Origin of the sequence: Tistlia consotensis USBA 355, from assembly GCF_900177295.1 — a bacterium.
In the GTDB taxonomy this organism is placed as follows: Bacteria; Pseudomonadota; Alphaproteobacteria; order Kiloniellales; family DSM-21159; genus Tistlia; species Tistlia consotensis.
In genome coordinates this window covers 57,549-82,103 of the sequence record NZ_FWZX01000012.1, presented here as the reverse complement: position 1 = coordinate 82,103, position 24,555 = coordinate 57,549, and the positions used below count along the sequence as shown (strand labels likewise).

Below are 24,555 nucleotides of genomic sequence, written 5' to 3'. Positions count from 1 at the left end.
CTGGCCTCAGGCTTCCGCCGCCGCCGGCTCGCCGCGGCGGAGCGCGACGCGCAGGCGCCCTGCCTCCTCGCTCTGTGCCGCCTCGGAGAAGCGGACGCGCAGCGCCATGAAGGAGCAGGCGGTCACCGCGAGGCCGAGGTAGAGCAGCCCCTGCTGGTAGGTGATCGCCTCGGAGCGGAACAGGAATCCGGCCGCGACCGCGCCGGCATTGCCGCCGGCACCGACGATCCCGGCCACCGAGCCGAGCACCCTGCGGTTGACGAAGGGCACGACGCCGTAGGTCGCGCCCTCCGACATCTGGACGAAGAGCGAGAAGACCAGCATGGCGCCGACCGCCAAAACCAGGGTCGTCATCTGGGAGAAGAGGATCAGGCCCAGGCCCTCGACGAACAGGGCCAGGAACAGGAAGGCCACACGGCCCCTGAGCCCCGAGCGTGCGGCGCAGTGGTCCGACAGGAAGCCGCCCAGCGAGCGCGCGAAGATGTTCATCAGGCCGAACAGCCCGGCGATCAGCCCGGCGGTCTCGAGACCGAGGCTGAAGCGGTCGAAGAAGTAGATCGCCGCGATGTTGTTGATCGTCAGCTCGACCCCGAAGCAGGCGCCGTAGACCACGAAGAGGGCCCAGACCCGGCCGTCGCGCGCCGCGGTCGCGAGGTGCGACAGGGTGCTGCCGGTCTGCTCGGCCGTCGGCAGCCGGCCCTGGGCGCGCAGATCCCTGTAGTCGCCGTCCGGGCAGTCCCGGGTGCCGAACCAGTAGAGCGCGGCCACCGCCAGCAGGGCGAGGCCCGGCGCCACCATCGCCAGGCGCCAGCCGAGCCCGGCCTCGACGCCGGTCGTCATCACGGCGGCGAAGACCAGCGGCATGACCATCTGGGTGACCCCGCCGCCCAGGTTGCCCCAGCCCGCGGTCGTCGCGTTCGCGGTGCCGACCACGTTCGGCGCGAACATCACCGAGGTGTGGTACTGGGTGATGACGAAGGAGGCGCCGATCGCGCCGATCGCCAGGCGCAGCAGCAGGAAGCTGGCGTAAGAATCGGCGAGGCCGATCGCCATCACCGGCAGCGAGCCCAGGACCAGCAGGCCGGTGTAGGTCCGGCGCGGCCCGATGCGGTCGCAGAGCGGGCCGATCAGCATGCGCACCAGCACGGTGATCGCGACCGAGGCGATGATGGTGTTGCCGACCTCGGCCTTGGTCAGGCCGAGGTCGTGGCGGACCACCGCCATCAGGGGAGCGATACCGAACCAGCCGAAGAAGCACAGGAAGAACGCCAGCCAGGTGATGTGGAAGCTGCGCATCTGGATCGACCTGAGGTCGAGGAGGCGGATGCGGGTCGCCTGGTTTCTGATTTCCATCTCGCAAGCCCTTCTGTTGCAGGGCCGGCGCCGCCGGGAGCGGTCGCAACGGCCGGATCCATGTCGCGGCCGCCGGTCGACGTCTCGACGCCCGCCGGCGACCATGGAAAGAAGCAATCAGTCCTCGGGCCCCTGCCTTGGGACCGTCGTGGTTGCGAGCTTCCTTGCCCATCGTCCGCCGTTGGACGCGCGCGGCCCCCAGCGTCGAGGGCTTGCGGGACGGCATCGCCGTCCGCCCGACTGTCCAGCAAGTCCCGGGCCAACCCCCGGCCATCGCCGCCGGTCGGCGTCCAAGTCCCGGAATCGGAAGGCATTTTTTGTGCAGTGCGGCATGACGGCGGCAGCATTGCAGCAACGATCGGCCACGGATCTCTGCCCAGGAATTGACCAGGGCAGGAAGGCGGGGTGAATTTTTGTGCAGTGCGGCATTGCGGGCGCCGCCGGGCGACAAGCAGGCGCGCGCAGGCCGGCTGCAACCGGAGCCGATTCCCGCCGCGAAATCAGTCGTCTATTCGAAAACGGCCGGCGGTGGCCGCGCCCTGGCACGGCCGTTGCTAGTAAGGAGCCGAGCGGGAGCGACGTGGCTTCCCCTCGGCCGCCAGACGAGCGGCTCTCCCAAAGCGGCCCAATGCCGGGCCAGTGCGGATAACGGCGTCCGAAACACCCTTGCGCGACAGCGCGGGCGGTGCGTTCGGGCGCTTTTTCGCTTTTGCCCATCCTTTGACCAGGAGGAGGACGAGCAGGATGACGACGCAGAACAGCCGGCAAGGCCAGCAGGAGCGCGGCGGACGCGAGCGCCTGGTGGTGATCGGCAACGGCATGGCCGGGATGCGCGCGGTCGAGGAGCTGCTGGCGATCGATCCCGGGCGCTACGCGATCACGGTCTTCGGCGCCGAGCCGCGCGGCAACTACAACCGGATCATGCTCTCGCCGCTGCTGGCGGCCGAGAAGCGCTTCGAGGAGATCCTGCTCAACGACCTCGACTGGTACGCCGCCAACGGCATCACGTTGAAGGCCGGCGACCCGGTGGTGGCGATCGACCGCGAGCGGCGTGTCGTGACGGCGCGCTCGGGCCTGGAATGCGGCTACGACCGCCTGCTGCTGGCGACCGGCTCGGACCCGATCGTGATCCCTGTGCCCGGCCGCGACCTGCCGGGCCTGGTCACCTTCCGCGACGTCGACGACGTCGCGGCGATGGTCGCCGCCTCGGCCCGCGGTGGCAGCGCCGTGGTCATCGGCGGCGGCCTGCTGGGCCTGGAGGCGGCCAACGGCCTGGCCGCTCGCGGCATGGAGACGACCGTCGTCCACCTCGCCGGCCACCTGATGGAGCGCCAGCTCGACGCCTCGGCGGCGCACTTGCTGGAAGGCGAGCTGGCGCGCCGCGGCATCACCGTGCTGACCGGCGCCGACACCGCCGAGATCCTCGGCCCCGACCGTGTCACCGGGGTGCGCCTGAAGGACGGGCGGGAGATCCCGGCCGACTTGGTGGTGATGGCCGTCGGCATCCGGCCCAACGCGGCGCTGGCGCGCGAGGCCGCGCTGGAGGTCGGCCGCGGCGTGCTGGTCGACGACGACATGACGACCTCCGATCCGGAGATCCTGGCGGTCGGCGAGTGCGTCGAGCACCGCGGCCAGTGTTACGGCCTGGTGGCCCCGCTGTTCGAGATGGCCAAGGTCGTCGCGAGCCGCCTCGCCGGACGGGATGGGCTGGGCTTCACCGGCAGCGTGCCGGCGACCAAGCTCAAGGTCTCCGGCGTCGACCTCTTCTCGGCCGGCGACTTCTCCGGCGGTCCGGGCAGCGAGGACATCGTGCTCCGCGACGCCGGGCGCGGCGTCTACAAGCGCCTGGTCCTGGCCGAGGGACGGCTGCGGGGGCTGGTGCTCTACGGCGACACGACCGACAGCGCCTGGTACCTGCAGCTGCTGCGCGCGGGCGAAGCGCTCGGAGAGCTGCGCGACAGCCTGGCCTTCGGCCGGGCCTATGCGGGAGGCGCCGTCACCCAGGACCCTAGGCAGGCCGTTGCGGCCCTCCCCGACGAGGCGGAGATCTGCGGCTGCAACGGCGTCTGCAAGGGGCGGATCGTCGAGACGATCGCCCGGGCCGGCCTGACCAGCGCCGAGCAGGTGCGCGCCCACACCAAGGCCTCGGCCTCCTGCGGCTCCTGCAGCGGGCTGGTCGAGCAGCTGCTCGCCGTGACGCTGGGCGAGGACTACCGCGTCGCCGAGGGCGCGGAGCCGATCTGCGGCTGCACGCCCCACGACCACGACAGCGTGCGCCGCCTGATCCTGGCCCGGGAGCTGAAGACCATCCCGGCGGTCATGCAGGCGCTGGAGTGGTCGACGCCGGACGGCTGCCATAGCTGTCGGCCGGCGCTCAACTACTACCTGCTCTGCGCCTGGCCCGGCGAATACCTCGACCAGGCCGCGGCGCGCTTCGTCAACGAGCGCCTGCACGCCAACATCCAGAAGGACGGCACCTATTCGGTGGTTCCGCGCATGTGGGGCGGCCAGACCAGCGCTGCCGAGCTGCGCGCCATCGCCGACGTCGTCGAGCGCTACGCCATCCCGACGGTCAAGGTCACCGGCGGCCAGCGCATCGACCTGCTGGGCGTCAGGAAGCAGGACCTGCCGTCGGTCTGGCGCGACCTCAATGCCGCCGGCATGGTCTCGGGCCACGCCTACGGCAAGGCGCTGCGCACCGTGAAGACCTGCGTCGGCTCCGAATGGTGCCGCTTCGGCACCCGGGACTCGACGGCCATGGGCATCGCGCTGGAGCGCATGACCTGGGGCTCCTGGATGCCGCACAAGGTCAAGCTCGCGGTCTCGGGCTGCCCGCGCAACTGCGCCGAGGCGACGATCAAGGACTTCGGCGTGGTCGCGGTGGAGTCCGGCTGGGAGCTCCATGTCGGCGGCAACGGCGGCATGAAGGTCCGGGCCTGCGACAGGCTCTGCAAGGTCGAGACCGCCGAGGAGGTGAAGCTCTGGTGCGGCGCCTTCCTGCAGCTCTATCGCGAGGAGGCGCGCTACCTGGAGCGCACGGCGCCCTGGATCGAGCGGGTCGGCCTGGAGCACGTCGCCGAACGGCTGTCCGATCCGGATCGGCGTGCCGCCTACCACCGGCGCTTCCTGGAGAGCCAGCGCCATGCCCAGGTCGACCCCTGGGCCGAGCGCGCCGCCGGTGCTGAGGCCGAGGCCTTCCGGCCGCTCGCCAGCGTGGAGGGCTGAGGCCATGAGCCTAGTCATCTCCTGGATCGACGTCGGCGCCCTCGAGGCGATTCCCCGGCAGGGCGCGCGGGTGGTCGCGACGCCGCGCGGCGACGTCGCCGTGTTCCGCACCCACGACGACGGCCTCTTCGCCCTCGACGACCGCTGCCCGCACCGCGGCGGTCCGCTGTCCCAGGGCATCGTCCACGGCCACGCCGTCACCTGCCCGCTGCACAACTGGGTGATCGAGCTGGCCAGCGGCGCCGCGCGCAGGCCCGACGAAGGCTGCAGCCACCGGCACGCGGTCCGGCTCGAGCGCGGCCGCGTGCTGCTGGCGCTGCCCGCCGACGCCGGGCCCGAGGCGGCCGGCCATGGCTGAGGGCGTGCGCACCACCTGTCCCTATTGCGGCACCGGCTGCGGCGTCGTCGCCAGCCGGGCACGCGACGGCTGGGCGGTCGGCGGCGATCCGGAGCACCCGGCCAACCACGGCCGGCTCTGCTCAAAGGGGGCGGCGCTGCCCGACGTGCTGGGCACCGAGGGCCGGCTGCTGCGGCCGACGGTCGACGGCGAGACGGTCGGCTGGCCGGCCGCGATCGCCGCCGTGGCGAGCCGCCTGCGCGCGGTCGTCGAGGAAAGCGGCCCCGATGCCGTCGCCTTCTACGTCTCCGGCCAGCTGCTGACCGAGGACTACTACGTCGCCAACAAGCTGCTGAAGGGCTTCATCGGGTCGCCGCACATCGACACCAACTCACGGCTCTGCATGGCCTCGACCGTGGCCGGCCACAAGCGGGCCTTCGGTGCCGACGTCGTGCCCGGCTGCTACGAGGACCTCGACGAGGCCGAGCTGATCGTCCTGGTCGGCTCGAACCTCGCCTGGTGCCATCCGATCCTGCACCGCCGGGTGCGCGCGGCCCGCGACCGGGGCGCCCGGCTGGTCGTGATCGATCCCCGGCGCAGCGCGACCTGCGACGACGCGGACCTGCACCTGGCGCTGAAACCCGGCAGCGACGTCGCGCTGTTCAACGGCCTGCTCGCCGAGCTCGACCGTCGCGGCCGTCTCGACCGCGCCTGGGCGGCCGGCTTCACCCGCGGCCTGGAGGCGACCCTGGAGGCCGCGCGGGCCGAGGCGACCGACCTCGCCGCCGTCGCGGCGGCCTGCGACCTGCCGCTCGACGCCCTGGAGGGTTTCTGCGAGCTGCTCGCCGGGACGCCCAGGACGGTCACGCTCTTCTCCCAGGGGGTCAACCAGTCGAGCAGCGGCAGCGACAAGGTCAACGCGATCCTCAACCTCCATCTCGCGACCGGGCGGATCGGCCGGCCCGGCATGGGACCCTTCTCGGTGACCGGCCAGCCCAACGCCATGGGCGGCCGCGAGGTCGGCGGCCTGGCCAACCAGCTCGCCGCCCACATGGACCCGGACGATCCGGACGATCTCGACCGGCTGCGCCGCTTCTGGCGCGCGCCGAATCTCAGGGGCGGGCAGGGGTTGAAGGCCCTTGAGCTGTTCGAGGCGGTTGCGGCGCGCCGTATCCGGGCGCTCTGGATCGCCGGCACCAACCCGGCGGTCAGCCTGCCCGAGGCCGAGACGGTGCGCGCCGCCCTCGCGGCCTGCCCCCTCGTCGTGGTCTCGGACGTCACCGCGGACAGCGACACGGCGCGCTTCGCCGACATCCTGCTGCCGGCCGCGGCCTGGAGCGAGAAGGACGGCACGGTCACCAACTCCGAGCGCCGCATCTCGCGGCAGCGCGGCTTCCGCGCGCCGCCCGGCGAGGCGCGGCCCGACTGGTGGATCTTCGCCCAGGTTGGCCGGGCGCTCGGTTACGGCCGGGCCTTCGCCTGGCGGCATCCCTCCGAGATCTTCCGCGAGCATGCCCGCCTCTCGGCCTTCGAGAACGGCGGCAGCCGCGCCTTCGACATCGGCGGCCTCGCGGACCTGAGCCGCGCCGCCTACGATGCCCTGGAGCCGGTGCAGTGGCCTTTCGCGAAGGGCGGCGCGCCGACCGCGCGGCTCTTCGCGACCGGCGGCTTCTTCACGCCGGACGGATGGGCCCGCCTGGTCCCGCTGCGCCGGTCCGAGCCGAAGGAGAGGCCGAGCTTCGTCTTCCCGCTGCTCGCCAACTCCGGTCGCTACCGCGACCAGTGGCACAGCATGACTCGGACCGGCCTGGCGGCCCGCCTGGCCGGGCACCGGCCGGAGCCGCTGGTCGAGCTGCATCCCCGGGACGCCGCCCGCCTGGGCCTCGCCGACGGCAGCCTGGCCCACATCGAGAGCCGCCACGGCGCGGCGGTGATGCGGGTCGCGGCGAGCGAGGCGCAGCGGCCGGGCGAGGTCTTCCTGCCAATCCACTGGACCGACGCCTACGCCTCCCGGGCCGTCGTCGGACGCCTCGTCGCCGGCCACCGCGACCCGCTGTCGGGTCAGCCCGAGAGCAAGCACACGCCGGTCCGCCTCCGTCCCTTCAAGGCATGCTGGAGCGGCTTGTTGCTCAGCCGCCGGGCGGTCTCGCCGGCCGGCATCGGCTACTGGTGCCGCAGCGCCGGCGCCGGCTGCCAGCTCGTCGAGCTGGCGGGCGAGGAGTCCGCACCGCCGGCCTGGCTGGTCGAGCAGCCGCTCGCGGGTGCCGGCCTCGAGCGGCTCGACTACCGCGACTCGGCGCGCGGCGTCCGGCGTCTCGCCTGGCTGGATGGCGACCGCCTGGAGGCCGCGCTGTTCCTCGCCCCGGACCGGCCGCAGGTGGCGCGCGCCTGGCTGCAGGGCCTGTTCGGGCGGGACGCGCTCGGCGCCGCGGAGCGCGCGGGCCTGCTGGCCGGGCGCACGCCGGAGGCCGCCGCGGATCGGAGCCGGCTGGTCTGCGCCTGTTTCGCCGTCGGACTCGCCGAGATCTCGGCGGCGCTCGCCGACGGCCGGGCGACCAGCGCCCCGGAGGTCGGCCGCCTGCTGTCGGCGGGTACCGGCTGCGGCTCCTGCCTGCCCGAGATCGAGGCGCTGGTGCGTGCCGGACGGGAGCGCCGGGGCCCGGAGGCCGCCTGACATGGCGTCGGCGATCGCTTTCCCGGCCCGCCGGCGCCCCACCCGTGACCCGCTGCGCCGATGGTCGCTGCTGCTGGTCGCCTACGGCTCCGCCGGCCCGGCCGGCGCCGCGGCGGAACAGGCCGCCGTCCTGCGGGCCAAGGGCCGCTTCGCCGCCGTCGACGACTGTGCCCTGCACGGCCCGGCGACGCTGGAGGTCGCGCTCGAGGGCCTGCCGCCGGGTCCCAGCCTGCTGCTGCCCTTCCTGATGGCAGAGGGGCACACGCTCGACCACTTGGAGCGGCGCCTGCGAGAGCATCCCTCGGGTCTGCTCTGCGCCGTCGGCCGCCCGCTCGGCACGCTGCCGGGGCTGGCCGAGGTCATGGCGCAACGTGCGGCCGCGATCTGCGCCGGGCGCAGATGGCTGCCGGGAGAGACGGGCCTGCTGCTGGTCGGCCACGGCGCCCGGCGCCACGCCGCCTCGGGCGCGAGCCTTCGGCGCCAGGCGGCGCGCCTCGCCGACCTCGGCGGCTTCGCCGAGGTCGCGACGGCGTTCCTGGAGCAGGCGCCCGGCGTCGTCGAGGCTGCCGCCGCGATGACGGCGCGCCACCGCCTGGCGCTGGGCTTCTTCGCCGACGCCGGACGGCACGCCGGCCACGACTTGCCGGCCCGGCTCGCCGAGACGGCCGGCGGGATCGTCTACGCCGGTCCGGTCGGGCAGGATGAGGCACTGGCCGAGCTGCTGCTGCGCGAGGCCGAGCAGACGATCGGATCGGCAAGTCGGGCCCATGACCTCGAGCGACCCTGATCGAGAGCGGCTGACGGCGGCCTATGTCGCGATCGACGCCGCCAACGCCGAGGACCCGCGCCGCGAGGCCGGGGCCGGCGGCGAGGAGCTGCCGCGCGAGCTCCTTTACGGCCGGCGCATGACCGCCTGGCTGGAGCGCCTCTATCCCGAGGCCGGCACCGCCCTCCGCCTCGCCGCCCGCGCCCAGCACATCCGCCGCTGGGAGATCCCGCGCCGGGACTATCCGGACGGCCGCACGGGCTATCTGCGCTGGCGTCGCGAGCTGCAGCGCCGCCACGCCGGCCACGCCGCGGCCATCCTCGCCGGCGTCGGCTATCCGCCGGAGACCATCGAACGCGTCCGGGCGCTGCTGCAGAAGCAGGGCGCCGGCCGCGACCCCGATGTCGCCCGGCTCGAGGACGCCATCTGCCTGGTCTTCCTGGAGAGCGAGCTGACCGCCTTCGTGGCCCGCCACCCGAGCGAGAAGATCGTCGAGATTCTCCGCAAGACCTGGGTCAAGATGACCCCGGTCGGGCAAGCCGCGGCGCGACGATTGGCCCTTCCCGAGCCGCTCGGCGATCTGCTCGCCGAGGCGCTGGGCGAAGCCGGGCTCGCCAGCGCGTCGCCCGAGGGCTCGAATTCGCCGGGGCTGGAATTGCCGGCGATGCGGGCGAACGACAAGTGCTGACCCTTTGCGGACTGTCTTCGGGTGCGTGTAGGATCGTCGGAACTCCGAAAGGTGAGCAACATTTCCAACGAGGTTCATTGAATGGGCGCCGACCACAATCGGAAACGGCAGAATTTCTGCGACGATCCAGTTTTCTTCGAAGGCTGCAAGAAATTGCGGCAGAACGGCACTGGTCTGGACGGCACCCTCGAGGTCCCCGCGACGTCATCCTGATCGAACACGAAGCATGTCAGAACCACCCGTTGACATTCACGCGTTCGAGACGCCGGCCGATCTTCGGAATTGGCTGGCCCAGCACCACAAGGTCGTGTCTGAATTGTGGGTGCGCATCTACAAGAAAAGGTCTGGCAGACGATCGCTCGTCTGGGCCGATTGCGTCGTGGAGGCCATTGCCCACGGCTGGATCGACGGCCAGAAGAAGCCCCTTGACGGCGACTCCTATCTTCAGCGGCTCTCGCCGCGAAAGCCCGGGGCGAACTGGTCGAAAAAGAACTGTGCACATGCCGAACGCCTGATTTCAGAGGGACGCATGACAGAGGCCGGGCAGCATCAGGTCGATGCCGCGAAGGCTGATGGTCGCTGGGAGAATGCCTATGCGGGATCGTCCGAAGGCGAGATTCCACAGGATTTCCTCGACGCGCTCGAAGGTAATCCCGCCGCAAAGGCTTTCTTCGCGACGCTGGATCGCAAGAATCGGTATTCGATCTATTATCGCCTGCACACGGCAAAACGCCCCGAGACCCGCGCAAAACGTCTGAAAAATATGCTGGAGAAACTCGCAAGGGGAGAGGGGCTTCACTGACATCCCCCTCCCGGGGCGCAGCGGACCTTCCGCTCCGCTACGTCCGGCCACCGTCGGCTGCGACGAGCCGTACCGTGCAGACCGGAGCGACGTTGGTGGCCCGGCGCCGGGACCCTTGCTCCCCCGTCCCGGCGGCCGGGCGGCAGTGCAGGCGACTGCCAGCCCCGGCCGGCGACGAGCGGGCGCCTCCGGCCGTCCCGCCGCGCCGATGGAACGGCTCCGCCGGCGCCGACGCCCGGGCCGGACGTCGGAGACGGAGAGGGGGGCTCGCGCGCCCGACGACCCGCGACCCCCGCCTCCGGGCCTTCACAGAAGGCCTGGCCGAGGTCGCTGCCGTGCAGCGGGGCGATGCGCCGGGAAGGCAGCGCCCCGCACGGGTCGAAGAGCGGGCTCGGCGAGCGCCGCCATCCCCGCAGGGCAGGGTTCCCCCTAGCGCGTGATGTCGGGCTCGACGAGCTTGGCGAGCTTGCGCAGCGAATCCTGCCAGCCGAGGTAGCAGGCCTCGGGCGGGATCACGTCCGGCACGCCTTGCTGCTCGATGGCGAGCTCGGTGCCGACCGACACGGCCTTCAGGCTGACGGTGACCCGCATCTCGCCGGGCAGGTTCGGGTCGTCGAAGCTGTCCGTGTAGACGAGGCGCTCGCCCGGCACGAGCTCGAGGTAGGTGCCGCCGAAGGAATGGCCCTCGCCCGTCGTGAAGTTCCGGAAGGTCATCCTGTGGCGGCCGCCGACCGTCGGATCGAGCTCGTGGACCGTGCAGAGGAAGCCGTAGGGCGGCAGCCAGCTGGCCACGGCGTCGCTCTCGAGAAAGGCGCGATAGACCTTCTCGGGCCTGGTGGCGATGACTCGGTGCAGTCGGATCGTGTTGGGCATGGTCGGTTTCCTCCTGGTTCGACTTCATGAGTGACGGTCGAGGTTGGCCGGGCTGAACAGCAGCTCCAGGTAGCGCGTGAGATGATCGATGCTGTCGGCGGCGATCGCCGCTCCGCCCTTGGCCTTGGCGAGAATGAAGGCGCCCTGGAGCACGGCCTGGGTATGGAGCGCGAGCGACCTGGCGGTCCAGTCGGCGGAGAGGCCCCGGTCGCGCATCGCCGCCTCGATGTCGGCTTCCAGCGTCTCGGCATGGCCGCTGATGCTGCGCTCGCAGGCATCGCGGATCGCCGGCGCCGTCTCGTAGGTTTCCTGCACCATGGTGCCGACGAGGCAGGTGAAGTCGGGCACGCCGCCCTGCAGCAGCGCCTTGCGAAAGGCGAGGTAGCCCAGCACGCGATCGAGCGGATCGGCGTGGTCGTGATAGGGCGCTTCGGCGAACAGCGCCGCGGTCGTCTGCGACCAGTGCTCCGCGGCGGCCACGCCGAGCGCATCCTTGCTCTTGAAGTGATGGAAGAAGGCGCCCTTGGTGACGCCGGCCCGCACGCAGAGCTCGTCGACCGTGGTCGCCGAATAGCCCTTGGCCCGGATCAGGGACAGGGCGGCGTCCAGAAGCTTCAGTCTCGCGTCCGGCTTCGCGGCGGTCCTGGCCATGCTGTCCTCCTCGATGAACGAACAATACCAACTAGTCGGTATGTTCTGCAAGCAGGAAATTCCCGTGTCGACGACCCGGGGCCCGACCGCTCCTCAGATCATCGTCTCGCCGCGGTCGACCGTCAGGCTCTGGCCGGTGATGTCGCGTCCCGCGTCGGAGGCGAGGAAGAGGTAGGGGGCAGCGAGGTCGCTCGGCTCCATCAGGCCGCCGAAGGCCTGGGCGGCCACGACCTCGTCGAGCACGGCCTCCTCGGTCAGGCCGCGGCGCGCGGCGCTTTCGCGGGCCGAGCGCAGGGCGGCCTCGGTGCGCACCCAGCCTGGGCAGACGGCGTTGACCGCGATGCCGCGCGGCGCCAGTTCGCGGGCCAGCGATCGGACCAGGCCGAGGGTCGCGTGCTTGGAGGCGACGTAGGCCGAGAACTCGGCGACCCCGACCTTCGACCAGATCGAGGCGGTGAAGAGGATGCGGCCGCCCTCGGGGATCAGCGGCAGGCAGAGCCGGGTCATCAGCCAGGAGCCGACGACGTTGATCTCGACGACCCGGCGGAAGGTCTCGACGACCTCGGGCCCCTCGGCCGCGATCGGCGTGATGCGCTCCAGGCCGGCGTTGTTGACCAGCACGTCGACCCGCTCCAGCCCGGCCAGGGCCGCCGTCACCGAGGCCTCGTCGGTGATGTCGCAGGGCAGGGCCTCGACCGGCCGGCCGGAGAGGGCGGTCAGGCGCGCGGCGGCTTCGGAGAGGCCCGGGTCGTCGGCCAGCACGGTCAGCTCTGCGCCGGCCCGGGCGAAGCCCTCGGCGATGCCGTAGCCGATGCCGCGGCTGGCGCCGGTGACCAGCACCCGGCGGCCGGAGAAGTCGTAGCGGGGGGCCGTCACGCCGGCAGGCCCGTCACGCCAGCGCGACCAGGTCGATCTCGACCAGGGCGCCGACGGCGAGGCCGGTGACGCCGACGCAGGTGCGCGTCGGCAGGGCGCCGAAGGGTTTCAGGTAGGCGCTGTAGACCTCGTTCATCGCGGCGTAGTGGCCCTGGAAGTCGGTCAGGTAGACGCGCACGTTGAGCGCCTTCTCCCAGCCGGTGCCGGCGGCGGCCAGCACCGCGCCCAGGTTGTCCAGCACCTGCCGGGTCTGCGCCTCGATGCCGCCCTCGACCAGGCGCTTGCCGCCGCCGGGCAGGGTCGGCATCTGGCCGGTGACGAAGACCAGGCCGTTCGCCCTGACCGCGTGGCTGAAGGGCGCGACGGGCTCGGGCGCGCCCGGCGCCATGATGTGCTGGATGTCGCTCACGCTCTGGTCTCCTCCCGATCAGTTCGCTGGCCGGATCAGCATCAAGGGATCGCCGGCGCGCACCACCTGGCCCGGCTTGCAGAGCAGCTCCAGGACCGTGCCGGCGCAGGGCGAGGATACCTCGGTCTCGGTCTTCATGGCTTCCAGCACCGCGACGGCCTCGCCGCGGGCGATCGACCGGCCGGCGGCGGTGTCGAGCTTCCAGACCACGCCGGCCATCGGCGATTCGACGGCGCGCGCGCCCTCGGGGATCTCCAGGGCCGGCGCCGCGGCGGCCGGCCCGCCCTCGTCCGAGACCACGGCGGCGATGCCCTGCTCGGCCCAGCGCCGGCGCTCCTCGGCGAAGGCGGCGTTGCGCTTCGCGGTGAAGGCCGCGATCTCGCCCTCGTGCTCGGCCAGGAAGCGGTGGTGGGCCTTCAGCTCGAAGCGGCCCGCCTCGATCTCCGGCGCCCAGCCGCCGTAGGGGAAGGCCTCGCGCAGCTCCAGCAGCTCGGCCGGCTCGACGGGATGGAAGCGGATGCGGTCGAAGAAGCGCAGCAGCCAGGGTCTGCCCTCGGCGAAGGGGGCGGTCCGGCGCCAGGTGTTCCAGACCTGCACCGTGCGGCCGACGAACTGGTAGCCGCCCGGCCCCTCCATGCCGTAGACGCAGAGGTAGGCGCCGCCGATGCCGACGGCGTTCTCCGGCGTCCAGGGCCGCGCCGGGTTGTACTTGGTGGTGACGAGGCGGTGGCGCGGGTCGAGCGGGCTGGCGACCGGTGCGCCCAGGTAGACGTCGCCCAGGCCGTAGACCAGGTAGTCGGCCTCGAAGACGACGCGCTTCACCTCGTCCACCGAGTCCAGGCCGTTGACCCGGCGGATGAACTCGATGTTCCAGGGGCACCAGGGCGCGTCGGGCCGCACGGTCTCCTGGTAGCGGCGGGTGGCGAGGCGCGTCGACTCGTCGTCCCAGGACAGCGGCAGGTGGACGATGCGGCTCGGCACCACGACGTCGTCGAGCGGCGGCAGCTCGGCCTCGAGCGCCCGCAGGATCTCCAGCATGCGGGTCGCGGAGAGCCGGCGGTTATCGAAGTGCACCTGCAGGGAGCGGATGCCGGGCGTCACCTCGATGACCGCCTCCAGGGCCTCGCGCTCCAGGCGCTGCTGCAGCTCGTGGGCGCGCACGCGCAGGTCCAGGCTCAGCTCCATCGGGCCGAACTCGACCAGCAGGAAGTCCTCGCCGGTGCGGCGGTAGCAGACCGGCACCTCGCGCTCCTCGTCGCGCGCCACCACCGCGTCCTCGGGCTCGGCGGGGCCGCGGAGGATCGCCGGCAGGGCAGGGGCCGCGAGGCTTGCGACCAGGCGCTCCTGGGCCTCCTCCAGGGCCTCGGCCTGGGCCAGGCTCAGGCGCCGGAAGCGGACGCCGTCGCCGGGCTTGAGCTGCCCCAGCTTCCAGAGCTCGGCCTTGGCGACGACCAGCGGGCAGACGAAGCCGCCCAGGCTGGGGCCGTCGGGGCCGAGCAGGATCGGCATGTCGCCGGTGAAGTCGAGCGCGCCGATGGCATAGGCGTTGTCGTGGATGTTCGAGGGGTGCAGGCCGGCCTCGCCGCCGTCCTCGCGCGCCCATTCGGGCTTCGGGCCGATCAGCCGGACGCCGGTGCGCGCCGAGTTGAAGTGCACCTCGTAGCGGGTCGCGAAGAGCGTCTCGACGTCGGCCTCGCGGAAGAAGTCGGGCGCGCCGTGGGGGCCGTAGAGTGCGCCGATCTCCCACTCCGTGCCGATCTCCGGCCGCGCCGCGGCGGGCAGGGCGGCTGGCCCGGCGACGGCGCCCTCCCGGTTCAGGCGCAGCACGTCGCCGGTGCGCACCAGGCCGGTCGCGTGGCCGCCGAAGCGGCCGAGGTCGAAGGTCGAAGCGCTGCCCAGGTAGCGCGGCACGTCGAAGCCGTGGCGCACGGCGAGGCAGCCGCGCAGGCCGGGCCCGCGCACCCGGCCGATCTCCAGGACCTGGCCGGCCCTGACCGGCACCGCCTGCCAGGCTGGCAGGGCCTCGTCGTCGAGCCGGGCCTCGAAGCCGGCGCCGGTCAGCGCGACCAGGGCGTCGGCGGCGAAGCGCAGCGTCGGGCCCTGCAGGGTGAGCTCCAGGGCCGGCGCGTCCGCGGCGTTGCCGACCAGGCGGTTGGCGAGGCGGTGGGACAGCGCGTCCATCGGCCCGCTCGGCGGCACACCGACGTGCCAGTAGCCGACCCGGCCCGGCCAGTCCTGCACCGAGGTCGCGGTGCCGCCGGACAGCACCTCGACGGTCGCCGGGCGGAAGTCGAAGCCGGCGAGGGCGCGGGTCGAGACCCGGCCCTCGCGGAAGAAGGCCGCGTCGACGGCCTGCCGCAGGTAGTCGAGGTTGGTCTCGATGCCGTAGAGCCGGGTCCCGGCCAGGGCCGCCGAGAGGCGCCGGATCGCCTCGCTGCGGCTCGGCGCCCGGACGATCAGCTTGGCGAGCAGCGGGTCGTAGTGGGTCGAGATCTCGCTGCCGGTCTCGATCCAGCCGTCGACCCGGACTCCCTCGGGGAAGGCGACCTCGGTCAGCCGGCCGGAGGAGGGCCGGAAGTCGCGGCCCGGGTCCTCGGCGTAGAGCCGCACCTCGATCGCCGCGCCCCGCGGCTCGGGGGCGACGATCTCCGCGCGCGGCAGCTCGCCGGCCGCGAGGCGGACCATCCAGGCGACGAGGTCGAGGCCGGTCACCGCCTCGGTCACCGGGTGCTCGACCTGCAGGCGGGTGTTGACCTCGAGGAACCAGAAGGCGCCGCTGGCGGCGTCGAGGATGAACTCGACCGTGCCGGCCGAGCGGTAGGAGACCGAGCGGCCGAGCGCGACGGCGGCCTCGGACAGGGCCCGGCGCTGCTCGCCGCTCAGCCCCGGCGCTGGCGTCTCCTCGACGACCTTCTGGTTGCGCCGCTGCAGCGAGCAGTCGCGCTCGCCGAGCGCGATCACGTGGCCCTCGCCGTCGCCGAAGATCTGCACCTCGACGTGGCGCGCCTCGGCGACGAACTTCTCCAGGTAGAGCCCGGCGTCGCCGAAGCTGGCGGCGGCGAGGCGCCGGACCTTCTCGAAGAGGCCCGGCAGCTCCTCCGGCGTGCGGCAGAGCTGCAGGCCGATGCCGCCGCCGCCGGCCGTCGACTTCAGCATCACCGGGTAGCCGATCGCCGCCGCCGCCGCCTCAGCCTCGGCGAGCTCGGCCAGCAGGCCGCTGCCGGGCAGCAGCGGCACGCCGCTGGCCTCGGCCGCCGCGCGCGCCGTGTGCTTCAGGCCGAAGGTGCGCAGCTGCGCCGCGGTCGGGCCGACGAAGGCGATGCCCTCGGCCTCCAGCCGCTCGCAGAGCTCGGGCGCTTCCGACAGGAAGCCGTAGCCGGGATGGACGGCGGTCGCGCCGGTCTCGCGGCAGGCGGCGAGGATCGCCTCGATCGAGAGGTAGCTCTCGGCCGCCGGCGCCGGGCCCAGGCGCACGGCCCGGTCGGCGAGGCGCACGTGCGGCGCGTGGCGGTCGGCGTCGGAATAGACCGCGACCGAGTCCAGGCCGAGGTCGCGCAGCGTCCGGATGATCCGGCAGGCGATCTCGCCCCGGTTGGCGACCAGCACGCGCAAGGGCTCAGTCTCCCGGGGTGGCGGCGACGGCGGCGACCGTGGCGGCGTCCCAGATCAGCACCCTGACCGGCGTCGGGTTGAAGCCGTTGCAGGGGTTGTTGACCTGGGGGCAGTTCGAGATGACGCAGAGGATGTCCATCTCGGCGCGGACCTCGACGTAGTTGCCCCGGCCCTCCAGCCCGTCGAGGATCGCGAGGTCGCCGTTCGGCCGGATCGGCACGTTCATGAAGAAGTTGATGTTCGGCACGATGTCGCGCTTGGTCATGCCCCAGCGCGCCGTCTCCAGGACGAAGTTCTCCCGGCAGGCGTGCATGTAGCGGGTGTGATGGCCGAAGCGCACGGTGTTGCTCTCGACCGAGCAGGCGCCGGCCGAGGTGTCGTGGTTGCCGACCGTGTCGGCGATCACCGTGGCCAGGACGTTGCCCTCGTTGGAGAGCAGGCGGCTGCCGGTCGTGATGTAGGGCGAGCCCTGGGCTGCCACCGTGTCCTGGGAGGAGTAGCGCTCGCCGTGGTCGCGGGCGCTGTAGAACAGCGTGTCGACGGCCTGCTGGCCCTCCAGGTCGACGATGCGCAGCGCCTGGCCCTGCTCGAGCAGCTCGGACCAGGGGCTGTTGGCCGGCACCGTGCGGTCGTAGAAGGCCGCGGCGGGATCGAGCCGGCTGGCCATGAGGTTGGTGGTGAGGTTCGTGACGGTCATGGCGATGCTCTCCTGCTCAGGAATAGAGCGGGTCGGTGTTCTCGAAGCCGCGCACGGCCTCCTCGCTGCCGGTGCGGCAGAGGTCGTCGGCGGCCGGCGGCGGCGCCTGCCACAGCGTCACCGCGACCGGCTTTGCGGGCTGGCCGGCCGGCGCCAGCGGGTGCGGGCAGTTCGACAGCGCGACCAGCACGTCCATCTCGAAGCGCAGGTCGAGCCGCGCGCCCGGCGCGCTGCCGGCCGGATCCCAGGTCAGGCGGCCGTCCGGGTCGACGCCGGCGCCGGCGAAGAAGGTGATCGCGGGGTGCAGGTCGCGCCGGCCCAGGCCGAATTTCGAGGCGGCCAGCAGGAAGTTGTCGCGGCTGTTGCGGAACGGTCCGTCGGTGCTCGGCGCGCCGGGCGTCGGCAGGGCGGTGGCGCGGCGCGAGGGGCCGACGATGCAGTCGTTGAAGCCGCCCGTGTCGTCGGTGATCGAGGCCAGCACCCGGCCCATGTCGCTGAACAGCACTCGCCCCTTGGCGATCCGCGAGGTCCACTGCAGCTTGACCGTGTCGGCGGCGTTGAAGCGCTCGGAAGGGTCGGCGAGCGCCCAGATCTGCGCCGAGACGCCGGGCGAGCCCTCGGGGTTGGCCAGGCGCAGGGCCTGGCCGCGCCGGATCGCGGCGCGCCAGTACCAGCCGGCCGGGATCGTCTCGCGCAGGATCACCAGGCTCTCGTCCAGGGTCTCGGGGTTGCCGGGCGCGGCGGCCAGCCTGGCCTCGAAGGCGCCGGCCTCCTGGGCCTTGGCCTTCAGCTCTTCGTAGCGCCTGCGCAGCGCGACGGGATCGTGGGTCATCGCGGCTCCTTCCGCCGTCCTGCTCGGGAATAGTCGGGGGTCATGGGACCGGCAGTCTCCCGCCCTCCAGCCAGGGATGGCTCGAGTGGCGGATGCGAGCGATCCCGTCGGTGCCGATCTCGGCGAAGGAGATCGGGCAGTCGAGGAGGTCGCGCAGGGCCTGGCGGTCGCCCGCCGCCGCCGCCGCCTCGGCGCGCTCGACCAGGCCGCCCGGCGGCGGCGGCGCCGGCCGCCGGTCCTCGGCCAGCGCGACCCAGCGGCCGGCGCGCAGCAGGAAGCGCGGAAAGGGGGCGCGCTCGACGCGCGCGGCGAAGGGGCCCTCGGCGCCGTCCTCGCGCAGCCAGTCCTCGCCATAGGCGACGTGCAGGCCGGTCTCGGTGAAGCGGCCCGGGCCGGTGGCTTCCATGATGCCTTCGTCCGGCGGGCCGTCGGAGGGCGCGAAATCGATCACCCGCCGCCACGCCAGCTGGCCGGTGCGGTACTGCTGGCCGCCGGCGAAGCCTTCCTGGCGGGCCAGCGCCAGCAGATCGGGAATGTCCAGCTCGTCGAGGCCGGCGGCGCCGGTCAGGTCGGGGCGGTCGGCCGGGATGCGCAGGTCGGCGTGGTGTTCCGGCGTCTGCAGCCAGAGCACCAGGGTCGTCGCGTCGCGCGTGCCGTCGGGCCGGATCAGCGAGAGGCGCCGCCAGAGGCCTTGGTAGGCCGCCGGCACCGGCGCGTCGCGCCAGGGCTCGTGGTTCGTGGTCGCCCGGTCCGGATTCATGGCCTCAGCTCAGGGCGGTCAGCGAGAGGGCGCCGCCCATGGCGAGCAGGATGCCGAGCCACTGGCGGGCGTTGACCCGCTCGCGCAGCAGGGTGCGGCCGAGCAGCACGGTGACGACGCCGAAGGCCGAGGAGATCACCACCCCGAAGGCGCCCTCGGGCACCGCCGTCGCGGCGTAGAGCGCGAAGACCCCGACGCCGTCGAGCAGGCCCTGCAGGGCGATCACCGGCAGCCAGCGGGCCGAGCCGGCCGGCAGCGGCCGGGGCCTCAGCAGCAGCAGCGGGACGATGGTCGCCGCGGCGGCGCCGCGCGCGACCGCCAGAGTGCCGATCTGCGAGCTGCCGGCGGTCGCCGGGCCCGCGAGATAGACCGAGACGACCATGAACAGGCCGGCGGCCAGCGCGCAGGCGACGACCAGCAGGCGCCGGCCCGCCGGCTCCCGCGCCGCCTCGACCGGCGCGCGCTCCTCCGTCCGGCCGATCTCGCCGTAGGCCGCGACCAGCCAGCCGCCGGCCAGGGTGACGGCGCAGGCGGCGGCGAGCGGCGGCGTCACCGCCAGGCCCTGGAAGAGCGCGCCGTAGAGCACGGCCCAGATCGGATAGGTCGCGGCCAGCGGGATCACGTAGGTGATCTGGCCGAGGGCGAGCGCCGTGTAGAAGGCCATCATGCCGAGCGCCGAGACGCCGCCCGAGGCGACCGCGGAGCCGAGCTGGAGGCCGCCGTGCGGGAAGCCGAGGCCGAGGCCCAGCGCCGCGACCCCGAAGATCAGGCAGCCGGCCAGCAGCATGGCCGCGGCGACCTGCAGCGGCCCGAGGGCACGGCTGGTGAAGCGGGCGGCGAAGTCGGCCAGGCCCAGTGCGCCGGCGCCGAGCAGGCCGTAGAGCTCCATGGCGCCGCTCAGCGCGGCGCGACGGCGAACTCGGCCGCGATGTCGCGCACGATGCCCGACACGCTGTCATCGGCGATCAGCCTACCATTCTCCGCGCTGGCGCCCCTGGCCGGCGAGAGCGAGCCGCTGGGCGGCACCCAGCGCTTGCCCGAGGGGAAGATCTCGTAGGCCGGGAAGGCCGCCGGCGCCTCGTCCTCCGGCATCCGGCTCAGGTCGACCAGGTCCGGGAAGAAGTGCAGCATCAGCGAGGTCTCGATGACCGCCGCGTGCTCCAGGGCCATGCCCGGGAAGCCCTCGGGGAAGACCGTCGCCAGGGTCGCGTCGCGGATGTAGTCCCAGTACTCCAGGCGCATGACCGTGACGTCGCGGATGTCGTCGTAGCGCGCCTCGCGCAGCGCCAGGTCGATGCCCTCCATGATGAACATCATGTTCTCGTAGTGGCCGTTGACCACGATGATCCGGCGCGCGCCGTGGCGCATGAACTCGCGCAGCACGTCGCGCACGACGTTGAAGTAGGTCGCGCCGTCCAGGCTGGTCGTGCCGACGAAGTCCTGGCCGCCGCCCATCTTCGGCTGCGACTTGCAGCCATAGACGATGGGATCGGCGACGATCGCGCCGAGCCGGCCCGCGACCTCCTGGCAGACCCGGGTCGGCAGCAGCTTGTCGACGCCGAGCGGCAGGTGATGGGCGTGCTGCTCGATGGTGCCGCAGGGCAGCAGCAGCAGGGCGCCGTCCTTGAGCCGCCGGTCGTACTCCGACCAGCTCATCTCCGACATCATCACCGTGTCGCGCAAGCCTCGACCTCCTGTCCGTTCCCTCGATGCCCCGCTTCCGCGCCGCGGCCTGTTGCGCATCCGGGCGACCGAACCGTCTGGTTGTCCGGGACCGCGGCGGCGGAAGCTGGGCGCAGGGTAGGCGGCCCCGCGGCGGCTTTACATAGTCGAGGTTTCACCTTTACTTTGAAAAATATCAAAACAACGATCGGGAGCCGCCCTTGCAGCTCGATCCCATCGACCTGCGCCTGCTGCGCGTGTTCCAGGCGATCGCCGACCACGACGGCTTCGCCGGCGCCCAGGCGCACCTCGGCCTGACCGCCTCGACCCTGTCGATCCACCTCGGCAACCTGGAGAAGCGGCTCGGCGTGGTGCTGTGCCAGCGCGGGCGCGGCGGCTTCCGCCTGACCGGGAAGGGCCGCCAGCTGCAGGCCGCCGCGCGCCGCCTGTTCCTGGCCATGGAGGACTTCCGGGCCGAGGCCGCGGCGCTGCGCGACCGCCTGTCCGGCGAGCTGCGGCTCGGGGTCAACGACAACACGCTGAGCGACCCGCGCGCGCCGCTCAGCGAGGCGATGCGGCGCTTCGCCGGGCGCGACGCCGAGGTCCACGTCAGCCTGACCGTCGACGAGCCGGGCGAGCTGACCGCCGCCCTGCTCGACAGCCGCCTCAACGCGGCGATCGGGGCCTTTCCGCGCAAGGTCGCGGGGCTGGCCTACAGCCCGCTCTACGGCGAGCGCCACAGCCTCTACTGCGCCGCCGGCCATGCCTTCTTCGACCGGCCCGACGCCGCGATCTCCAACGTCGCGGTGGCGACCGCGCCGCTGGTCGGCCGCAGCTTCGACCTGGAGCGCGACCTGACGCTGATCGGCGCCGCGGCCCAGGCCGCGACGGTCGACAACATGGAGGCGCAGGCGACCCTGGTGCTGTCGGGCGCCTACCTCGGCTTCCTGCCCGACCACTTCGCCGCGCAGTGGGTGAGGCAGGGCCGGATGCGGGCGATCCGGCCCGCCGACTACCGCCAGACCCTGCCGATGCAGCTGGCCCTGCGCAGCGGCGCGGCGCGCACCCCGGTGCTCGAGGCCTTCCTCGAGGATCTCTTCGCGGCGAACAATTCTCTTGAGAACGTCAAAGTGAAGCCCTAGGATCGCCTCCGCGCATTCGGGTGCCGTGCCGCCGGCCGAGGGAAGCTCCCATGGCAGAGGCCCGCACCGCCTTCCAGTCCGTCCCGGTCGTCGACGTCTCGGGGCTGCGTTCCGGGGATCCGGCCCTGCGCCGCGCGACCGCCGCCGAGCTCGCCCGCGTCGGCCGCGAGGTCGGCTTCCTCTACGTCGTCGGCCACGGCATCCCCGAGGCGACCATCGAGGGGCTGCTCGACGCGGCCCGGCGCCTCTTCGCCCTGCCGGCCGAGACCAAGCAGCGCTACTACATCGGCCGCTCGAGCAACCACCGGGGCTACGTGCCGCGCGGCGAGGAGCGCTTCTACGGCTACGGCGACGACCTCAAGGAGGCCTTCGACACGGCGCTCGACCTGCCGGCCGACGATCCCGACTACCTTGCCGGCAACCGTATGCTCGGCCCCAACGTCTGGCCGGCCGAGGTCGAGGGCTTCGACCGCCAGGTCACGGCCTACTATGCCGCGGCGCTGGACCTCGGCAAGACGCTGATCCGCGGCTTCGCCCTCGGCCTGGGCCTGCCGGAGGAGGCCTTCGCCCAGCACGTCACCAAGCCGACGACCCAGCTGCGCCTGGTCCACTATCCGCCGATCGACTCGCTGCCCGAGTCCGAGCGCGCCAACGTCATGGGCATCGGCGGCCATACCGACTACGAGTGCTTCACCATCCTGCTGCCGACCGCACCGGGCCTGCAGGTCATCAACGGCGACGGCGAGTGGATCGAGGTGCCGCCGATCCCGGGCGCCTTCGTGATCAACATCGGCGACATGCTGGAGGCCTGGTCGAACGGCGCCTACGTCGCGACCAGCCACCGGGTCCGGCAGGTCACCGAGGAGCGCTACTCCTTCCCGATGTTCTTCGCGACCGACTACGACACGGTGGTCGCGCCGCACCCCGATCTCGTCGGTCCGGAGAATCCGCCGCGCTATCCGGCGCTCAGCGCCGGCGACCACCTGGTCGGCCAGACCATGCAGACCTTCGGCTACCTGATCGATGGCCTGAAGGACGGCAGCGTCCAGCTGCCCGAGGGCTCCCGCGGCCTCAACGAGTTCGGCCGCTTCGAGCAGGAGCGCAAAGCGGGCTGATTTACCTCGCCCAAATCTTCTCTCGTCATCCCGGGCGCTAGGCGAGCCCGAAAGCCGTCAGGCTTTCGGGTGGCGAGCCTTGCGACCCGGGATCCAGGGTCGTCCCGCTGCGGCCTGTGGCCCCTGGGTCCCGGACAGCTCGCTTTGTCGACGGCAGCAGAGCTGCCGGGCAAAGCGGCTTCCGGGATGACGGCATGAGAACGGGTGGTTGTCCGCTAGTACATCGCCGCGCCGCCGTTGACGTCGATGACCGTGCCGGTCAGGTAGCTGGCGTCCGGGCCGAGCAGGAAGGCGACGGCGCCGGCGACGTCCTCGGGGCGGCCGATGCGGCCGAGCGGGATGCCGGTGCCGTGGGCCTTGAGGTCGGGATACTGGGATTCGCGGCGCAGCATCTCGGTGTCGGTCGGGCCGGGCGCCACGGCATTGACCAGCACGGCCGGGGCCAGCTCGCGGGCGAGCGCGCGGGTCAGGCTGATCACGCCGCCCTTGCTGGCGCAATAGGCCGAATAGTCGACGCGGCCGAGGTGCGCGAGCTCCGAGGCGATGGCGACCAGGCGCGGCTTGGCGGCCTCGCCCTCGGCCGGGTCCCAGGAGAAGCGGCGCGCCGCCTCGCGGGCGGCCAGGAAGACGCCGCGCAGGTTGACCGCGACGACCCGGTCGAACTCGGCGGCGCTGGTCTCGACCAGCGGCTTCTCGAGCACGACGCCGGCGTTGCAGACCAGGCCGTCGATTCGGCCGAGGCGCTGCCGGGCGACCTCGAAGGCGGCGACCATCGCCGCCTCGTCGGTCACGTCGCAGGCGAGGAAGTCGATTCCGGCGCCGGGGGCGCTCCCACGTCCCTCGACAGGCTCGGGACGAAGCGAACCTGAGAGCTCGCCCGGATCCGGGCTTCGTCCCGAGCCTGTCGAGGGACGTGACGGCTCCGCGAGGTCGAGCCCGATGACCGCTGCGCCGCGGGCGGCCAGGGTCTCCGCGATCACGAGGCCGATGCCTCTGGCGGCGCCGGTGACGACCACCGCCCGACCCGAGAGGCTGCTCACCTGCGGGCGTCCTCGCTGGCCCGATAGGTGTAGGCCGCCTTGATGTTGCTGGTCGTCCAGTCGCCGGCCTTGACCGGCGGGTACTTCGGCGGGTTGTCCGGGCCCTGGCAGGTCGGCAGGCACTCGATCGTCGCCTCGTAGTCGGCGCCGAAGAAGAAGGCCAGGCTGTAGCGCTCGGCGCCGCTGCGGTTGATCACCCGGTGCACGGTCGAGACCAGCCGGCCGTTGGTCCAGCGCTCCATGCAGTCGCCGATGTTGATGATGAAGGCGCCGGGCAGGGGCGGGGCGTCGATCCACTCGCCGCGCCGGTTGCGGACCTGCAGGCCGGGCTGGCTGGCGGCCAGGATGGTGAAGCACTCGTAGTCGCTGTGCGCGCCGATGCCGATGTGGCGGCCGTCGACCTCCCTGGGCGGCTGCTGCGGGTAGTGGATCGCGCGCAGCTGGATCATCGGCTTGCCGATCTTGTCGTCGAACCAGTCCTTGGGCAGCCCGAGGCCGAGCGCGATGCCGTGGAACAGCAGGCGGCCGATGGCGTGCACGCCGTCGAGGTAGGACGAGAGCACCGGCCTGAACTCGGCCGGCCGCTCCGGCCAGACGTTGGGGCCGTACATCATGTTGCCGGCCAGGTAGTCGGGGTCGTCGGCCGGCAGCTCGAGGCCGAGCTCGAAGGCCTCCTGCAGGTCGGCGCCGCCCTCGTGGGGGTCGGCATGCAGGCCCTCGAAGGGCACGTAGCCGCGATGCCGCGCCAGCTTGTGGATGTCGAGGCCGGCCTTCTCCGCCTCGGGCCGCTCGAAGTAGCGCGCCATCGCCTCGAAGGTCGCGTCGAGCTGGCTCCCGGGCATGCCGTGGCCGGTGACGTAGACGAAGCCGACGGTCTCCATCGCCTCGGCCAGCGCCGCGCCGACCGCTGCCGCCGCGGCGGGATCGCCGCCGCGCAGGCCGGCGATGTCGACCTGCGGGATCTCGGAGAAGTCCAGGCGGCGCGCCGCCTGGTCGTGCCGGTCGAGGTTCCGGGTGTTGGCCTGGAGGTCGTGCATCGCG

Annotated in this window: 22 protein-coding genes; 9 read left to right on the top strand and 13 right to left on the bottom strand. The window is 72.6% G+C overall.

What is annotated here, in order from left to right; all coding sequences use genetic code 11:
* Positions 1-6 precede the first annotated feature (6 nt).
* Positions 7-1,353: an MFS transporter gene (locus B9O00_RS15530; RefSeq protein ID WP_085123607.1), complete on the bottom strand. Its 1,347-nt coding sequence runs from the start codon at positions 1,351-1,353 to the stop codon at positions 7-9.
* A 744-nt stretch (positions 1,354-2,097) separates the two neighbouring features.
* On the opposite strand from B9O00_RS15530, the gene nirB reads away from it, so the two are divergent.
* From nirB to B9O00_RS15500, 7 genes are all read left to right on the top strand, one after another.
* The gene (nirB, locus tag B9O00_RS15525; RefSeq protein WP_085123606.1) at positions 2,098-4,578 is read left to right on the top strand and encodes a nitrite reductase large subunit NirB; all 2,481 of its coding nucleotides are present in this window, start codon (positions 2,098-2,100) and stop codon (positions 4,576-4,578) included.
* Positions 4,579-4,582: 4 nt separating this feature from the next.
* A complete protein-coding gene (gene nirD / locus B9O00_RS15520) occupies positions 4,583-4,936 on the top strand; it encodes a nitrite reductase small subunit NirD (RefSeq protein ID WP_200808531.1) in 354 nt (117 codons plus the stop codon).
* Positions 4,929-7,589, top strand: a complete 2,661-nt coding sequence (locus B9O00_RS15515) for a nitrate reductase (protein ID WP_085123605.1) — start codon at positions 4,929-4,931, stop codon at positions 7,587-7,589. Before nirD ends, B9O00_RS15515 begins: the two co-directional genes overlap by 8 nt.
* A 1-nt stretch (position 7,590) precedes the next feature.
* Complete coding sequence (locus B9O00_RS15510) at positions 7,591-8,376, top strand: CbiX/SirB N-terminal domain-containing protein (RefSeq protein WP_085123604.1); 786 nt, start codon at positions 7,591-7,593, stop codon at positions 8,374-8,376.
* Positions 8,357-9,043 carry a DUF4202 domain-containing protein gene (locus B9O00_RS15505; RefSeq protein ID WP_085123603.1) on the top strand — a complete coding sequence of 229 codons (687 nt, stop codon included), beginning with the start codon at positions 8,357-8,359 and terminating at the stop codon, positions 9,041-9,043. The genes B9O00_RS15510 and B9O00_RS15505 overlap by 20 nt, the downstream gene beginning before the upstream one ends.
* An 81-nt stretch (positions 9,044-9,124) precedes the next feature.
* On the top strand, positions 9,125-9,256 hold the full coding sequence (locus tag B9O00_RS34035) for a hypothetical protein (RefSeq protein WP_268810769.1): 132 nt from the start codon (positions 9,125-9,127) through the stop codon (positions 9,254-9,256).
* 13 nt (positions 9,257-9,269) lie between these two features.
* Positions 9,270-9,845, top strand: a complete 576-nt coding sequence (locus tag B9O00_RS15500; protein WP_085123602.1) for a YdeI/OmpD-associated family protein — start codon at positions 9,270-9,272, stop codon at positions 9,843-9,845.
* A gap of 429 nt (positions 9,846-10,274) precedes the next feature.
* On the opposite strand, the gene B9O00_RS15495 is transcribed toward B9O00_RS15500, so the two are convergent.
* The 10 genes from B9O00_RS15495 to B9O00_RS15450 form a co-directional block, all read right to left on the bottom strand.
* On the bottom strand, positions 10,275-10,718 hold the full coding sequence (locus tag B9O00_RS15495; RefSeq protein ID WP_085123601.1) for an SRPBCC family protein: 444 nt from the start codon (positions 10,716-10,718) through the stop codon (positions 10,275-10,277).
* 24 nt (positions 10,719-10,742) lie between these two features.
* Complete coding sequence (locus B9O00_RS15490; protein ID WP_085123600.1) at positions 10,743-11,369, bottom strand: TetR/AcrR family transcriptional regulator; 627 nt, start codon at positions 11,367-11,369, stop codon at positions 10,743-10,745.
* Between the two features lie 93 nt (positions 11,370-11,462).
* Positions 11,463-12,245, bottom strand: coding sequence for an SDR family NAD(P)-dependent oxidoreductase (locus tag B9O00_RS15485; protein WP_085123599.1), 783 nt, complete (start codon positions 12,243-12,245; stop codon positions 11,463-11,465).
* A gap of 13 nt (positions 12,246-12,258) precedes the next feature.
* On the bottom strand, positions 12,259-12,654 hold the full coding sequence (locus B9O00_RS15480; protein ID WP_200808530.1) for a RidA family protein: 396 nt from the start codon (positions 12,652-12,654) through the stop codon (positions 12,259-12,261).
* A gap of 18 nt (positions 12,655-12,672) precedes the next feature.
* The gene (gene uca / locus B9O00_RS15475; protein ID WP_437123427.1) at positions 12,673-16,260 is read right to left on the bottom strand and encodes an urea carboxylase; all 3,588 of its coding nucleotides are present in this window, start codon (positions 16,258-16,260) and stop codon (positions 12,673-12,675) included.
* A gap of 10 nt (positions 16,261-16,270) precedes the next feature.
* Positions 16,271-16,963 (bottom strand): urea amidolyase associated protein UAAP2, encoded by a 693-nt coding sequence (locus B9O00_RS15470; RefSeq protein WP_085123597.1) that lies wholly within the window; start codon positions 16,961-16,963, stop codon positions 16,271-16,273.
* Between the two features lie 16 nt (positions 16,964-16,979).
* Positions 16,980-17,795, bottom strand: a complete 816-nt coding sequence (locus B9O00_RS15465; protein WP_085123596.1) for an urea amidolyase associated protein UAAP1 — start codon at positions 17,793-17,795, stop codon at positions 16,980-16,982.
* A gap of 40 nt (positions 17,796-17,835) precedes the next feature.
* Positions 17,836-18,555 carry a hypothetical protein gene (locus tag B9O00_RS15460; RefSeq protein WP_085123595.1) on the bottom strand — a complete coding sequence of 240 codons (720 nt, stop codon included), beginning with the start codon at positions 18,553-18,555 and terminating at the stop codon, positions 17,836-17,838.
* Positions 18,556-18,559: 4 nt separating this feature from the next.
* Positions 18,560-19,444 (bottom strand): EamA family transporter, encoded by an 885-nt coding sequence (locus B9O00_RS15455; protein WP_085123594.1) that lies wholly within the window; start codon positions 19,442-19,444, stop codon positions 18,560-18,562.
* A gap of 8 nt (positions 19,445-19,452) precedes the next feature.
* Positions 19,453-20,238, bottom strand: coding sequence for a creatininase (locus B9O00_RS15450; RefSeq protein ID WP_200808529.1), 786 nt, complete (start codon positions 20,236-20,238; stop codon positions 19,453-19,455).
* A gap of 200 nt (positions 20,239-20,438) precedes the next feature.
* Between B9O00_RS15450 and B9O00_RS15445 the strand changes: the two genes are divergently transcribed.
* Positions 20,439-21,359 (top strand): LysR family transcriptional regulator, encoded by a 921-nt coding sequence (locus B9O00_RS15445; protein WP_085123592.1) that lies wholly within the window; start codon positions 20,439-20,441, stop codon positions 21,357-21,359.
* Between the two features lie 50 nt (positions 21,360-21,409).
* Entirely contained in the window at positions 21,410-22,474 is a 1,065-nt protein-coding gene (locus B9O00_RS15440; protein ID WP_085123591.1) for an isopenicillin N synthase family dioxygenase, read from the top strand.
* Between the two features lie 215 nt (positions 22,475-22,689).
* Here B9O00_RS15440 and B9O00_RS15435 read toward each other — a convergent pair whose 3' ends face one another.
* Both B9O00_RS15435 and B9O00_RS15430 read right to left on the bottom strand, forming a co-directional pair.
* On the bottom strand, positions 22,690-23,514 hold the full coding sequence (locus B9O00_RS15435) for an SDR family NAD(P)-dependent oxidoreductase (protein ID WP_159460227.1): 825 nt from the start codon (positions 23,512-23,514) through the stop codon (positions 22,690-22,692).
* The gene (locus tag B9O00_RS15430) at positions 23,511-24,551 is read right to left on the bottom strand and encodes an isopenicillin N synthase family dioxygenase (RefSeq protein WP_085123589.1); all 1,041 of its coding nucleotides are present in this window, start codon (positions 24,549-24,551) and stop codon (positions 23,511-23,513) included. The genes B9O00_RS15435 and B9O00_RS15430 overlap by 4 nt, the downstream gene beginning before the upstream one ends.
* Positions 24,552-24,555 lie beyond the last annotated feature (4 nt).